The organism is Pantoea sp. USHLN256 (assembly GCF_037149875.1).
GTDB lineage: Bacteria > Pseudomonadota > Gammaproteobacteria > Enterobacterales > Enterobacteriaceae > Pantoea > Pantoea nemavictus.
Genome location: NZ_JBBCQO010000020.1, coordinates 1 through 14,231 on the forward strand (window position 1 = coordinate 1; position 14,231 = coordinate 14,231).

Below are 14,231 nucleotides of genomic sequence, written 5' to 3' on the forward strand. Positions count from 1 at the left end.
CGCCGTAGCGCCGATGGTAGTGTGGGGTCTCCCCATGCGAGAGTAGGGAACTGCCAGGCATTAATTAGGTGAAGAAGCCCTGAACGGAAGTTCAGGGCTTTTTTACGTCTAAACAACGCCAATTTTCCCAAGTAAACTCAGAAAACATCAAACTCGCATCATAGCGATCAGGTAAACTACGGCGAGATTAATTAGTAAAGGCCGTGAAATGTCCAGCCCCAGCACATCCCTAAAAGCTTTCAACACCCTTGGTCTTGCGGTCAGCGCACACACGCTGATCATCGCCGATACTCCGGACGCCATAACCACAGCCTGGCAGAATAGTCAGCGATCAAATCTGCCTTTTCTTGTATTGGGAGAGGGCAGCAACATGCTCTTTCTTGAGGATTTCGGCGGCACTGTTGTGGTCAACGCAATTAAAGGGATAACCATCGATGACCATGACGAAGCATGGCATTTGCATGTTGGCGCAGGTGAGAATTGGCATAATTTAGTCGAGCAAACTCTGAAGAAAGGCATTACAGGATTAGAGAACCTGGCATTGATCCCCGGTAAGGCCGGTTCAGCACCAATCCAAAATATTGGTGCATACGGAGTCGAATTTAAAGATATTTGTCATCACGTAGAAGCTTTGCATTTACCGTCACAAAAAATTGTCCGATTACATCGGGAAGAGTGCCAATTTGGTTATCGTGATAGTATTTTCAAACATGCGATGAAGAACGACTATGTCATTACAAGCGTGGGATTACGTTTGGCAAAACAGTGGCAGCCTGTTCTGAGCTATGGCGATCTGACTAAATTAAACCCTGCTACAGTCTGTGCCTGGGATGTATTCAATGCTATTTGTCATATGCGTCAAAGCAAACTGCCTGACCCAAAAATTACAGGTAATGTGGGCAGTTTCTTCAAAAATCCGCTCATCACAGGTGAGCTGGCAGTTGCGCTAATTAAGGAGTGGCCAACCATTCCTCATTATCCACAGCAAAACGGTGAAGTTAAATTAGCGGCAGGATGGTTGATAGATCAGTGCGGCCTTAAAGGCTATCGCATGGGCGGCGCCGCCGTTCACCGCCAGCAGGCACTGGTACTGATTAATGAAGATCACGCTACACCGCAGGATATTGTCGATCTAGCGCACCATGTCAGAAATAAAGTCGGTAAAAAATTCGATGTTTGGCTGGAGCCAGAAGTGCGCTTTATCGGTGCTCGTGGCGAACGTAACGCCGTTGAGGTGATTTCATGAAAGATAATAGCGTGCCACTAAAGTTAGTGGCATTGGTGGCGGATGGCGAATTTCACTCTGGTGAACAACTAGGTGAAGCTCTGGGCATGAGCCGTGCAGCAATCAATAAACATATACAGACATTAAAAAGTTGGGGGCTGGATGTATATACGGTAACGGGGAAAGGATACAGCTTGGCAGGCCCCATTCAGTTACTGGATGAAGACATCATCTTGTCACATCTTCATCAATCCAATCTGGCTGTTATCCCTGTTATTGATTCAACGAACCAATATTTGTTGGATCGAATGGATCAATTACCTTCCGGCTATGCATGCATTGCGGAGTATCAGCAAGCAGGGCGTGGACGTCGTGGTCGTAAGTGGTTTTCTCCCTTTGGTTCTAACCTCTATATGTCAATGTATTGGCGTCTGGAGGAGGGGCCAGCTGCGGCTATGGGATTAAGTTTGGTGATTGGTATTATCATGGCGGAGGTGATTCAATCGCTGGGCGCGCCTGAAGTACGCGTTAAATGGCCAAATGACCTTTATCTCAATGACCGAAAACTCGCAGGGATTTTAGTTGAATTAACGGGCAAAACCGGTGATGCCGCGCAGATTGTCATAGGGGCGGGCGTGAACTTACTGATGAGGTCTGAAGGCGCAATGGAAATTAATCAAGGTTGGATTAATTTGCAGGAAGCCGGAATTGATATTGACCGAAATGTATTAGCTGCAAGATTACTTAATAGCCTTCGCGAAGCTCTGCCAATTTTTGAACGTGATGGTTTGGCGCCATTTGTGAAACGTTGGGAAGCGCTCGATAACTTCATTAATCGTCCAGTAAAACTTCTTATTGGTGACCGTGAAGTATACGGTATTGCGCGGGGTATCGATAAGCAAGGAGGTTTATTATTGGAGCAGGATGGAGAAGTTAAATCCTGGGTTGGAGGCGAAATCTCCCTTCGTCCTGACAATTAATTCTTTATCTCTGATAATAAAAAAGCGCCCGTTTATGATGGCGGGCGTTTCATTCAAAATATTATTTTCTTAAACGAACGCTCTGTACCGCATGATCAGCAGACTTAGTCATAATCAAACTGGCCCTTTCACGCGTCGGCAGAATATTTTCCTTTAAATTAAGCCAGTTAATCTCTTTCCAAAGTCCGCGCGCAATATTGAGCGCATCCTCTTCAGGTAACTGCGAATAGTGATGGAAATATGAGTCTGGGTCGCTAAATGCACCTTCACGGAATTTTAAGAATCTATTTACATACCAATTTTCAAGTAAGGACTCAGGTGCATCAACATAAATAGAGAAATCTACGAAATCTGAGACAAATACATGGTGGGGATCGTGAGGATAGTCCATGCCACTTTGTAGTACATTCAATCCTTCAAGAATGAGAATGTCCGGTTGTTGTACTACTTTGTCCCCATCAGGAATGACATCATAAATCAGATGTGAATAGACTGGCGCTGTCACCTGACTGGCTCCCGATTTCAAATCAGAAACGAAGTTCACCAGGCGATGCATATCATAAGATTGTGGGAAGCCTTTTTTCTTCATCAGACCGCGTTCTTTAAGCACCGCATTGGGATGCAAAAAGCCATCAGTAGTAATGAGTTCAACTTTACGATGTTCTGGCCAGCGACTAAGTAATGCCTGAAGCACGCGAGCCGTGGTGCTTTTACCTACAGCAACACTGCCAGCAATACTAATGATATAAGGGATTTTCTGCCCATTCGTGCCAAGAAATTGTTCCAGCACCGCCTGACGACGAAGATTAGAGCTGATATAGAAATTAAGCAGGCGCGATAGCGGCAGATAGATCTCAGCCACTTCTTCTAATGAAAGATCTTCATTAATACCACGCAACCGCTCGATTTCACCTTCAGCCAGTGTCATTGGTACGGAATCGCGTAGTGCAGCCCATTGTTGACGATTGAACTGTAAATAGGGCGTAGTAAGAGGTGTCGTTTTTTTACTCATAAGCATGCATTTGAGTGCAAATACTGATTCATCAACACCTTGTAGCATCGAGCATACAACGATGTATCAAACTCAATTGCACGTCACAGGGGTAATTAACGAGAACAATGGGCAGGAGGGTAACACCAGTATGACTTTAAAAAGAAGTAAAATGATAAACATGAGCACGCTTTCGTAAGCGCGCCCACATTTTTCTTGTCGGTCAGTAGCTTGAAACTACATTTTCTGCTGAGCCGGTACGCAGCCGTTTATAGTAAATTGCGCTGGGATGAGAATGTCCATCCGAGCATAAGGCATAGTCAGGCAATTCTCCCAAATAATGGTAGCCATGCGACCGATAGAAATCTTCTGCTGATGAACCCGCTATAACATCCAAATAAAGGAGTCCACGCTGATGGCTTTCCGCCTTTTGCTCAAGCGCTTGCATTAACCGCTGTCCAATTTTTTCATGCTGAACGCCAGAATGCACCAGCAGCTGCAAAACTTCTGCACGATTTTGCCCATCTGGGCGCTGGCAAATACCCATTTGCACACTCCCCACCAGAGACGAATCAATGATAGCAATCCACATCAGCAAATCATGACGTGCCATTTGGTCGCGCAAGCTATGAAAATAGCGCTCAGCATCCTGATGCCGTTGCATTCCCCGCGAATGTTGAAATGCAGTTGTCATATTGTTCTTTATTGCGTCAATCATCAGTGCGGCCAGCGCGTAACGATATTGAGGCAAATTTTCTGCAGTGAGCTGAACAATATTCATGCGATATCCTCCCTCAATTGATTTGATTAAAGAACTAAGCAAATTACGGGCCAGTAGAAAAATGCTGCTGAATGGATGCATATCAAAATTATTTTCATAATTTGCACTGCAAATAGGCAACGTGCCCCAAAAATGAGCGCAGTTGATGGTGAGGGTATTAAGTTATCCAATTATCCTTATGCTGTAAAAATGCACGCATTTTGGATGGTTTTGCTTCAGTTGAGCAGTGATTTGCGATGATTTGCACAAATAGTAAGCTAAAGAACAATTTTAGCGATTTTTTTGTTGCATCCTTCTTCGGGTCTTCCTAGAATGCGCTCCACTTGATGCCGGCTTAGCTCAGTTGGTAGAGCAACTGACTTGTAATCAGTAGGTCACCAGTTCGATTCCGGTAGCCGGCACCATCAAGTAGGTGGGATTCCCGAGCGGCCAAAGGGAGCAGACTGTAAATCTGCCGTCACAGACTTCGAAGGTTCGAATCCTTCTCCCACCACCATCTCAACCTCCTGGTTGAGCATCAGATAAAGTCCTTATCTGATGGGTGAGTTCTTCATCTCTCACCTTCGAATTTCAGATTGTGCGTTAGCACAATCAACGTCGGTCAGAAACTCTGACTGGCTCGAATAATAGAAGGTCTTCTTTTATTATTCATAAGCTACAGAAAGAACAGGTAGCCGAGTTCCAGGATGCGGGCATCGTATAATGGCTATTACCTCAGCCTTCCAAGCTGATGATGCGGGTTCGATTCCCGCTGCCCGCTCCAGATGTGCTGATATGGCTCAGTTGGTAGAGCGCACCCTTGGTAAGGGTGAGGTCCCCAGTTCGACTCTGGGTATCAGCACCACTTCCTTTATCTCTCTCCTGATTCTCTCTCTGTAAACCAAACAGTCAGGCATTGCCTGGTTGATATGACGATATCTTCGATATATCCGTGTCTTAGAGGGACTAGCGATGGCTAAAGAGCAATTTCAGCGTAACAAACTGCACGTAAACGTGGGCACCATCGGTCACGTCGACCACGGTAAAACCACCCTGACTGCAGCAATCACTACCGTTCTGGCTAAAACCTACGGTGGTAAAGCAAGCAAGTTCGATGAGATCGATAAGGCGCCAGAAGAGAAAGCGCGTGGTATCACCATCAACACTTCTCACGTTGAATATGAAACCCCGACTCGCCACTATGCGCACGTTGACTGCCCAGGCCACGCCGACTATGTGAAAAACATGATCACCGGTGCTGCGCAGATGGACGGCGCGATCCTGGTTGTTGCTGCGACTGACGGCCCAATGCCTCAGACCCGTGAGCACATCCTGCTGGGTCGTCAGGTTGGCGTTCCTTACATCATCGTGTTCCTGAACAAGTGCGACATGGTTGATGATGAAGAGCTGCTGGAACTGGTTGAGATGGAAGTACGTGACCTGCTGTCAGCATATGACTTCCCAGGCGACGACACTCCAATCGTACGCGGTTCTGCTCTGAAAGCGCTGGAAGGCGAAGCTGAGTGGGAAGCTAAGATCATTGAACTGGCTGAGCATCTGGATACCTACATCCCAGAGCCAGTACGTGCAATCGACCTGCCGTTCCTGCTGCCAATCGAAGACGTATTCTCAATCTCAGGCCGTGGTACTGTTGTTACCGGTCGTGTTGAGCGCGGTATCGTTAAAGTGGGCGACGAAGTTGAAATCGTGGGTATCAAGGCGACTGTTAAGTCTACCTGTACCGGCGTTGAAATGTTCCGCAAACTGCTGGACCAGGGTCAGGCTGGCGAGAACTGTGGCGTTCTGCTGCGTGGTATTAAGCGTGAAGATATCCAGCGTGGCCAGGTTCTGGCTAAGCCGGCTTCAATCAAGCCGCATACCAAGTTCACTTCAGAAGTGTACGTTCTGTCTAAAGATGAAGGCGGCCGTCATACTCCGTTCTTCAAAGGCTACCGTCCACAGTTCTACTTCCGTACTACTGACGTGACCGGCAACGTTGAGCTGCCAGAAGGCGTTGAGATGGTAATGCCAGGCGACAACGTTCAGATGACCGTTGAGCTGATCCACCCAATCGCGATGGATGAAGGCTTGCGCTTCGCTATCCGTGAAGGCGGCCGTACTGTTGGTGCGGGTGTTGTTGCTACAATTATCGCTTAATTGCGATAACATTTGACGCAATGCACAAGGAAAGGGCATCATTTGATGCCCTTTTTGCACGCTGTTACATAGAACCTGGCTCATCAGTGATTTTCAATCATAATCATTGTTGAGACAGGCTCTGTTTCACGGCGTTGGATACCGAGTTACGCTCAACAGCTCATTCGGTTTGGATGCCTCGCTCTGCGGGGCAGAATAGTTTCTGAATTATTGTGGCAGGTTGGTTTATGAGTGCGAATACCGAAGCTCAAGGAAGCGGGCGCGGCCTTGAAGCGATGAAATGGGTAGTTGTGGTCGCCTTGCTCCTGGTAGCAATCGTCGGCAACTATATTTATCGCGATGTAACATTGCCTCTGCGCGCGCTGGCTGTAGTTGTGCTGATTGCTGCCGCAGGCGGCATTGCATTGCTGACAATCAAAGGTAAAGCGACCGTGGCATTTGCTCGTGAAGCAAAAACCGAAATGCGTAAGGTCATTTGGCCAACTCGCCAGGAAACATTGCACACCACGTTAATCGTTGCCGCGGTAACTGCCGTGATGTCACTGATTTTGTGGGGGCTGGATGGCATTCTGGTCCGCCTGGTATCGTTTATCACTGGCCTGAGGTTCTGAGATGTCTGAAGCTCCAAAAAAACGCTGGTACGTCGTTCAGGCGTTCTCCGGTTTTGAAGCACGTGTAGCAAAGTCGCTGCACGAGCATATCAAACTGCACAACATGGAAGAGCTTTTTGGCGAAGTCATGGTGCCGACTGAAGAAGTCGTTGAAATCCGTGGCGGCCAGCGCCGCAAAAGCGAACGTAAATTCTTCCCTGGCTACGTATTGGTTCAGATGGTGATGAATGACGCCAGCTGGCACTTAGTGCGTAGCGTACCGCGTGTAATGGGCTTTATTGGTGGTACTTCTGACCGTCCAGCGCCAATCAGTGACAAAGAAGTTGACGCGATCATGAACCGTCTGCAGCAGGTTGGTGATAAACCGCGTCCAAAAACACTGTTCGAGCCAGGCGAGATGGTTCGCGTCAGCGATGGCCCGTTTGCTGACTTCAACGGTGTGGTTGAAGAAGTGGACTACGAGAAGAGCCGCTTGAAAGTGTCTGTTTCCATCTTTGGCCGCGCAACGCCAGTGGAACTCGACTTTGCTCAGGTGGAGAAAGGTTAACCCTTTTGTTCACTTTTTAGCTCTTGCGAAAGGCGCGAAATTTACCTATAATTTCGCGCCTTTTGTTTTTATGTGCCGGCAACGGCGTATAAATCGTTATCACGGGGAGCCTGTTTTTCAGGCGTTATAACCCAATTGAGGAATTATCATGGCCAAGAAAGTACAAGCCTACGTTAAGCTGCAGGTTGCAGCCGGTATGGCTAACCCAAGCCCACCTGTTGGTCCAGCTCTGGGTCAGCAGGGTGTTAACATCATGGAATTCTGCAAAGCGTTCAACGCTAAGACTGAATCCCTGGAGAAAGGCCTGCCTACTCCTGTTGTTATCACCGTATACAGCGACCGTTCTTTCACCTTCGTTACCAAAACCCCTCCGGCTGCCGTACTGCTGAAAAAAGCAGCGGGCATCAAGTCTGGTTCTGGTAAGCCGAACAAAGATAAAGTCGGTAAAGTTTCCCGTGCTCAGGTACGTGAAATCGCAGAAACTAAAGCTGCGGACATGACTGGTTCTGACGTAGAAGCGATGACTCGCTCTATCGAAGGTACTGCACGTTCCATGGGCCTGGTAGTAGAGGATTAATAAATGGCTAAGCTGACCAAGCGCATGAGCGTAATCCGTGACAAAGTTGATGCTACTAAGCAGTACGACATCAACGAAGCTGTTGCTCTGCTGAAAGAACTGGCTACTGCTAAGTTCGTAGAAAGCGTTGACGTTGCTGTTAACCTCGGCATCGATGCACGTAAATCTGATCAGAACGTGCGCGGCGCGACCGTTCTGCCACACGGTACTGGTCGTTCAGTACGTGTTGCTGTCTTCACCCAAGGCGCAAATGCTGAAGCTGCTAAAGCAGCTGGCGCAGAGCTGGTAGGTATGGAAGATCTGGCTGAGCAGATTAAGAAAGGCGAAATGAACTTTGACGTTGTTATCGCATCTCCAGATGCAATGCGCGTTGTTGGCCAGTTGGGCCAGGTTCTGGGCCCACGCGGTCTGATGCCTAACCCGAAAGTTGGTACTGTAACTCCTAACGTTGCTGAAGCAGTTAAAAATGCTAAAGCAGGTCAGGTTCGTTATCGTAACGACAAAAACGGCATCATCCACACCACCATTGGTAAAGTGGATTTTGACACTGACAAATTGAAAGAAAACCTGGAATCTCTGCTAGTTGCGCTGAAAAAAGCGAAACCTTCACAGGCGAAAGGCGTGTACATCAAGAAAGTCAGCATCTCTACCACCATGGGCGCCGGCGTTGCCGTTGACCAGGCTGGTCTGAGCGCATCAGCAAACTAATTGCTGCTTGTAACGGGCGAAAAATTCATCTAGAATCTTACGCCCGTTGTTCTGGTTAAACATTCAATCCAGAACCCAGATTCAAAGTGAATGATCAGCTAAGTCTAAACACCTAGCAGTTCAGTCGCTTAGGTTGGAGCCAGGCCTTATCCTGGCCTCCGTCCAAGACCGCAGGAGCATAATATTTTCGGATATCTTGCTTAATACCCTGCGTAGACGGTGACAGAACCAAAAAGAATTTTTTCTTCACTGGATTCTGCTCACCGTGTAATAGCGCTTATCGCCCTCGGGTGAATAAGTGAAGTGAGTTCCGGGAAATTATTCCCGGTCAATCCAGGAGCAAAAGCTAATGGCATTAAATCTTCAAGGCAAACAAGCGATTGTTGCTGAAGTTAGCGAAGTAGCCAAAGGCGCGCTTTCAGCGGTTGTTGCGGATTCCCGTGGCGTGACCGTTGATAAAATGACCGAACTGCGTAAAGCAGGTCGTGAAGCTGGCGTTTACATGCGTGTTGTTCGTAACACCCTGCTGCGCCGCGTCGTTGAAGGTACTCCATTCGAGTGCCTGAAAGACACGTTTGTTGGTCCGACCCTGATTGCATACTCTTTGGAACACCCGGGCGCTGCTGCTCGTCTGTTCAAAGATTTCGCGAAAGCGAATGCAAAATTTGAGGTCAAAGCTGCAGCCTTTGAAGGTGAGCTGATCACGGCGGCCAATATTGACCGTCTGGCAACTCTGCCGACTTACGAAGAAGCACTGGCACGTCTGATGTCGACCATGAAAGAAGCCGCTGCTGGCAAACTGGTTCGTACTCTGGCTGCTGTGCGCGATGCAAAAGAAGCGGCTTAAGGCCAAATTCTTTTCCTTCGTGCTTGCTACCGTATAAACTTTTTCTGATTTTTAGGAACAATCGATATGTCTATCACTAAAGACCAAATTCTGGAAGCTGTTGCCGCTATGTCCGTAATGGAAGTAGTTGAGCTGGTTTCTGCTATGGAAGAAAAATTCGGCGTTTCTGCTGCTGCCGCTGTAGCTGTTGCTGCTGGCCCAGCTGAAGCTGTTGAAGAGAAAACTGAATTCGACGTAGTTCTGAAAGCTGTTGGCGCTAACAAAGTCGCAGTAATCAAAGCAGTACGTACTGCAACTGGCCTGGGCTTGAAAGAAGCTAAAGACCTGGTTGAAGCTACTGGTACTATCAAAGAAGGCATCAGCAAAGATGACGCAGCCGCTCTTGAAGCTGCTCTGAAAGAAGCTGGCGCTGAAGTTGAAGTTAAGTAAGACAACCCTCGGGTTGCAGCCTGAGTAACATTAGGCTGATGGCTGGTGACTGTTCAGGTCACCAGCCTTTTTGCGCTACAGGGGAATGATGGCGTTTCGCACTGTTTGTCCGTCATTCCTCTTCAATATCTTTTTCTATCGACGCCTTAATATATCGCTCTCCTGTGAAGGTTCCCTGCCTGAACAACGGCGATGAAATGATTTAAGAGTGATAGAAAGATGTATTGCATGGGGTGCAGCGCATCGCATGAAAAACAAAAAATAGTGTTGCATGAACTGTCCTTTTCAGGACGGACAGCGTGGTTCGACATGTCAGCTAGCTGAGGAACCCCATGGTTTACTCCTATACCGAGAAAAAACGTATTCGTAAGGATTTTGGTAAACGTCCACAAGTTTTGGACATTCCATATCTCCTTTCTATCCAGCTTGACTCGTTCCAGAAGTTTATCGAGCAAGATCCAGAAGGCCAGTACGGTCTGGAAGCAGCCTTCCGCTCCGTATTCCCGATCTCAAGCTACAGCGGCAACTCTGAGTTGCAGTATGTCAGCTATCGTTTGGGTGAGCCTGTCTTTGACGTAACTGAATGTCAGATCCGTGGCGTGACCTATTCGGCACCGCTGCGCGTGAAACTGCGTCTGGTGATCTACGAGCGCGAAGCGCCGGAAGGCACCGTAAAAGACATTAAAGAACAAGAAGTCTACATGGGTGAAATTCCACTCATGACAGACAACGGTACCTTTGTCATCAATGGTACTGAGCGTGTTATCGTTTCTCAGCTGCATCGTAGTCCAGGCGTGTTCTTTGACAGCGATAAGGGTAAAACGCACTCTTCCGGTAAAGTGCTGTATAACGCACGTATCATCCCTTACCGCGGTTCATGGCTCGATTTCGAGTTTGACCCGAAAGACAACCTCTTCGTCCGTATTGACCGTCGTCGTAAGCTGCCGGCCAGTATCATTCTGCGCGCGTTAAACTTCACCTCAGAACAAATCCTCGATCTGTTCTTTGACAAAGTTGTTTATGAAATCCGCGATAACAAACTGCAGATGGAACTGGTGCCTGAGCGCCTGCGTGGTGAAACCGCCTCCTTCGATATCGAAGCCAACGGCACGGTCTACGTTGAGAAAGGTCGTCGCATCACTGCGCGCCACATCCGTCAGCTGGAAAAAGACAACATTCAGCATATCGAAGTGCCAGTTGAATACATTGCTGGCAAAGTAGTTGCTAAAGACTACGTCGATCTGAACACCGGCGAACTGATCGTTCCTGCCAACATGGAATTGTCACTGGATCTGCTGGCGAAACTGAGCCAGTCAGGCCACAAGCGCATTGAAACGCTGTTCACCAACGACCTGGATCACGGTGCGTACATCTCCGAGACCTTGCGTGTTGACCCAACCAACGATCGCTTAAGCGCGCTGGTTGAGATCTACCGCATGATGCGTCCTGGTGAGCCACCGACGCGTGAAGCCGCTGAAAACCTGTTTGAGAACCTGTTCTTCTCTGAAGATCGTTACGATCTTTCTGCGGTAGGCCGCATGAAGTTCAACCGTTCTCTGCTGCGTGATGAGATCGAAGGTTCAGGCATCCTGAGCAAAGACGACATCATCGAAGTGATGAAGAAACTTATCGGTATCCGTAACGGTATCGGTGAAGTGGATGATATCGATCACCTCGGTAACCGTCGTATTCGTTCAGTCGGTGAAATGGCTGAAAACCAGTTCCGTGTAGGTCTGGTTCGTGTTGAGCGTGCAGTTAAAGAGCGTTTGTCTCTTGGCGACCTCGATACGCTGATGCCGCAGGACATGATCAACGCTAAGCCGATTTCGGCGGCGGTGAAAGAGTTCTTTGGTTCAAGCCAGCTGTCACAGTTTATGGATCAGAACAACCCGTTGTCTGAGATTACGCACAAACGTCGTATCTCTGCTCTGGGCCCAGGCGGTCTGACTCGTGAGCGCGCCGGCTTCGAAGTACGTGACGTACACCCAACTCACTACGGTCGTGTATGTCCTATCGAAACCCCCGAAGGCCCGAACATCGGTCTGATCAACTCACTTTCTGTTTACGCGCAGACTAACGAATACGGTTTCCTTGAAACCCCGTATCGTCGCGTTGTTGACGGCAAAGTGAGTGACGAAATTCATTACCTCTCTGCAATCGAAGAGGGTAACTACGTTATCGCTCAGGCGAACACCAACCTTGCAGACGATGGCAGCTTTGTTGACGATCTCGTCACCTGCCGTAGCAAGGGTGAGTCAAGCCTGTTCAGCCGCGATCAAGTTGACTACATGGACGTTTCCACCCAGCAGGTGGTTTCTGTCGGTGCGTCACTGATTCCGTTCCTGGAGCACGATGATGCTAACCGCGCCTTGATGGGTGCGAACATGCAACGTCAGGCGGTTCCAACTCTGCGTGCTGATAAGCCGCTGGTTGGTACCGGTATGGAGCGTGCAGTAGCGGTTGACTCCGGTGTAACTGCCGTCGCGAAACGTGGTGGTACCGTTCAGTACGTTGATGCGTCTCGTATCGTTATTAAAGTTAACGAAGAAGAGATGTATCCGGGCGAAGCGGGCATCGACATCTACAACCTGACTAAGTACACCCGTTCTAACCAGAACACCTGCATCAACCAGATGCCATGTGTGAATCTGGGTGAACCGATTGAACGTGGCGACGTGCTGGCAGATGGCCCGTCTACCGATCTCGGTGAACTGGCGCTGGGTCAGAACATGCGCGTGGCGTTCATGCCATGGAACGGTTACAACTTCGAAGACTCCATCCTCGTATCCGAGCGTGTGGTTCAGGAAGACCGTTTCACTACCATTCACATTCAGGAACTGGCATGTGTGTCTCGTGACACCAAGCTGGGGCCAGAAGAGATCACCGCTGATATCCCGAACGTGGGTGAAGCGGCGCTTTCTAAGCTGGATGAATCCGGCATCGTGTATATCGGTGCGGAAGTGACTGGTGGCGACATTCTGGTTGGTAAGGTGACGCCGAAAGGTGAAACCCAGCTGACGCCAGAAGAAAAACTGCTGCGTGCGATCTTCGGTGAAAAAGCCTCTGACGTGAAAGATTCGTCACTGCGCGTTCCGAACGGCGTATCCGGTACTGTCATCGACGTGCAGGTCTTCACCCGCGATGGCGTGGAAAAAGACAAGCGCGCGCTGGAAATCGAAGAGATGCAGCTGAAGCAGGTTAAGAAAGACCTGTCTGAAGAACTGCAGATCTTTGAAGCTGGCCTGTTCGGTCGTATCCAGGCAGTACTGATCTCGGGTGGCGTTGAAGCTGACAAGCTGGACAAATTGCCACGTGAGCGCTGGTTGGAGCTGGGCCTGACTGACGAAGAGAAGCAGAACTCTCTGGAGCAGCTGGCTGAGCAGTACGACGAGCTGAAGCACGAGTTTGAGAAAAAACTTGAAGCTAAGCGTCGCAAAATCACTCAAGGCGATGATCTGGCACCAGGCGTGCTGAAAATCGTTAAGGTGTATCTGGCCGTTAAACGTCAGATCCAGCCTGGTGACAAGATGGCAGGTCGTCACGGTAACAAGGGTGTTATCTCTAAGATCAACCCTATCGAAGACATGCCTTACGATGAGAACGGTACGCCGGTTGACATCGTACTGAACCCGCTGGGCGTACCATCGCGTATGAACATCGGTCAGATTCTGGAAACTCACCTTGGTATGGCGGCGAAAGGCATTGGTGAAAAAATCAATGCGATGCTGAAGAAGCAGGAAGAAGTCTCCAAACTGCGTGAGTTTATCCAGCGTGCTTACGATCTGGGCACCGATGTGCGTCAGAAAGTTGACCTGAACACCTTTACCGACGACGAAGTGCTGCGTCTGGCAGAAAACCTGAAGAAGGGTATGCCAATCGCGACTCCGGTGTTTGACGGTGCGAAAGAGAGCGAAATCAAAGAGCTGCTGCAGCTCGGCGGTCTGCCTTCTTCCGGTCAGATCACCCTGTTCGACGGCCGTACCGGTGAGCAGTTTGAGCGTCAGGTAACCGTAGGTTACATGTACATGCTGAAACTGAACCACTTGGTCGACGACAAGATGCACGCACGTTCTACCGGTTCTTACAGCTTGGTTACTCAGCAGCCGCTGGGTGGTAAAGCGCAGTTCGGTGGACAGCGCTTCGGTGAGATGGAAGTGTGGGCACTGGAAGCATACGGTGCCGCGTATACCCTGCAGGAAATGCTTACCGTTAAATCTGATGACGTTAACGGCCGTACGAAGATGTATAAAAACATCGTCGACGGTAACCATCAGATGGAACCGGGCATGCCTGAATCCTTCAACGTACTGTTGAAAGAGATTCGCTCGCTGGGTATCAACATCGAGCTGGAAGACGAGTAAGTACTCGCAAGTACTGGTTACGGGACGTGCACTTCGGG

General features: G+C 49.0%; 12 protein-coding genes and 4 tRNA genes. 14 read left to right on the plus strand and 2 right to left on the minus strand.

Translation table 11 applies throughout. From position 1 onward, the window contains the following. Positions 1–208: 208 nt before the first annotated feature. Both murB and birA read left to right on the plus strand, forming a co-directional pair. Positions 209–1,246 carry a UDP-N-acetylmuramate dehydrogenase gene (gene murB, locus WFL93_RS23655; RefSeq protein WP_336779176.1) on the plus strand — a complete coding sequence of 346 codons (1,038 nt, stop codon included), beginning with the start codon at positions 209–211 and terminating at the stop codon, positions 1,244–1,246. After that, the gene (gene birA / locus WFL93_RS23660) at positions 1,243–2,205 is read left to right on the plus strand and encodes a bifunctional biotin--[acetyl-CoA-carboxylase] ligase/biotin operon repressor BirA (protein WP_336779177.1); all 963 of its coding nucleotides are present in this window, start codon (positions 1,243–1,245) and stop codon (positions 2,203–2,205) included. Before murB ends, birA begins: the two co-directional genes overlap by 4 nt. A 61-nt stretch (positions 2,206–2,266) precedes the next feature. Here the strand turns inward: birA and coaA are convergent, their stop codons facing one another. Further along, positions 2,267–3,217, minus strand: coding sequence for a type I pantothenate kinase (coaA, locus tag WFL93_RS23665; protein WP_180822837.1), 951 nt, complete (start codon positions 3,215–3,217; stop codon positions 2,267–2,269). Between the two features lie 202 nt (positions 3,218–3,419). Next, positions 3,420–3,977, minus strand: a complete 558-nt coding sequence (locus tag WFL93_RS23670) for a GNAT family N-acetyltransferase (protein ID WP_336779178.1) — start codon at positions 3,975–3,977, stop codon at positions 3,420–3,422. 328 nt (positions 3,978–4,305) lie between these two features. On the opposite strand from WFL93_RS23670, the gene WFL93_RS23675 reads away from it, so the two are divergent. The 12 genes from WFL93_RS23675 to rpoB all read left to right on the plus strand — a co-directional run bounded on the left by WFL93_RS23675 (position 4,306) and on the right by rpoB (position 14,193). Beyond that, positions 4,306–4,381 (plus strand) — tRNA-Thr (locus tag WFL93_RS23675). Between the two features lie 7 nt (positions 4,382–4,388). After that, positions 4,389–4,473 (plus strand) — tRNA-Tyr (locus WFL93_RS23680). A 192-nt stretch (positions 4,474–4,665) separates the two neighbouring features. Continuing rightward, positions 4,666–4,740: transfer RNA gene (locus WFL93_RS23685), tRNA-Gly, on the plus strand. 5 nt (positions 4,741–4,745) lie between these two features. Continuing rightward, positions 4,746–4,821, plus strand: a tRNA-Thr gene (locus WFL93_RS23690). Positions 4,822–4,928: 107 nt separating this feature from the next. Continuing rightward, on the plus strand, positions 4,929–6,113 hold the full coding sequence (tuf, locus tag WFL93_RS23695) for an elongation factor Tu (RefSeq protein ID WP_180822597.1): 1,185 nt from the start codon (positions 4,929–4,931) through the stop codon (positions 6,111–6,113). A 227-nt stretch (positions 6,114–6,340) separates the two neighbouring features. Beyond that, positions 6,341–6,724 carry a preprotein translocase subunit SecE gene (gene secE / locus WFL93_RS23700; protein ID WP_007886301.1) on the plus strand — a complete coding sequence of 128 codons (384 nt, stop codon included), beginning with the start codon at positions 6,341–6,343 and terminating at the stop codon, positions 6,722–6,724. Between the two features lies 1 nt (position 6,725). Next, positions 6,726–7,271, plus strand: a complete 546-nt coding sequence (gene nusG, locus WFL93_RS23705; RefSeq protein WP_007886300.1) for a transcription termination/antitermination protein NusG — start codon at positions 6,726–6,728, stop codon at positions 7,269–7,271. Between the two features lie 148 nt (positions 7,272–7,419). Beyond that, positions 7,420–7,848: a 50S ribosomal protein L11 gene (rplK, locus tag WFL93_RS23710; RefSeq protein WP_007886298.1), complete on the plus strand. Its 429-nt coding sequence runs from the start codon at positions 7,420–7,422 to the stop codon at positions 7,846–7,848. 3 nt (positions 7,849–7,851) lie between these two features. Then, positions 7,852–8,556, plus strand: a complete 705-nt coding sequence (gene rplA / locus WFL93_RS23715) for a 50S ribosomal protein L1 (RefSeq protein WP_007886296.1) — start codon at positions 7,852–7,854, stop codon at positions 8,554–8,556. Positions 8,557–8,905: 349 nt separating this feature from the next. Next, positions 8,906–9,403: a 50S ribosomal protein L10 gene (gene rplJ / locus WFL93_RS23720; protein ID WP_007886294.1), complete on the plus strand. Its 498-nt coding sequence runs from the start codon at positions 8,906–8,908 to the stop codon at positions 9,401–9,403. A gap of 66 nt (positions 9,404–9,469) precedes the next feature. Further along, positions 9,470–9,832, plus strand: coding sequence for a 50S ribosomal protein L7/L12 (gene rplL, locus WFL93_RS23725; RefSeq protein WP_007886292.1), 363 nt, complete (start codon positions 9,470–9,472; stop codon positions 9,830–9,832). A gap of 332 nt (positions 9,833–10,164) precedes the next feature. Further along, positions 10,165–14,193 (plus strand): DNA-directed RNA polymerase subunit beta, encoded by a 4,029-nt coding sequence (rpoB, locus tag WFL93_RS23730; RefSeq protein WP_007886290.1) that lies wholly within the window; start codon positions 10,165–10,167, stop codon positions 14,191–14,193. Positions 14,194–14,231: the final 38 nt, after the last annotated feature.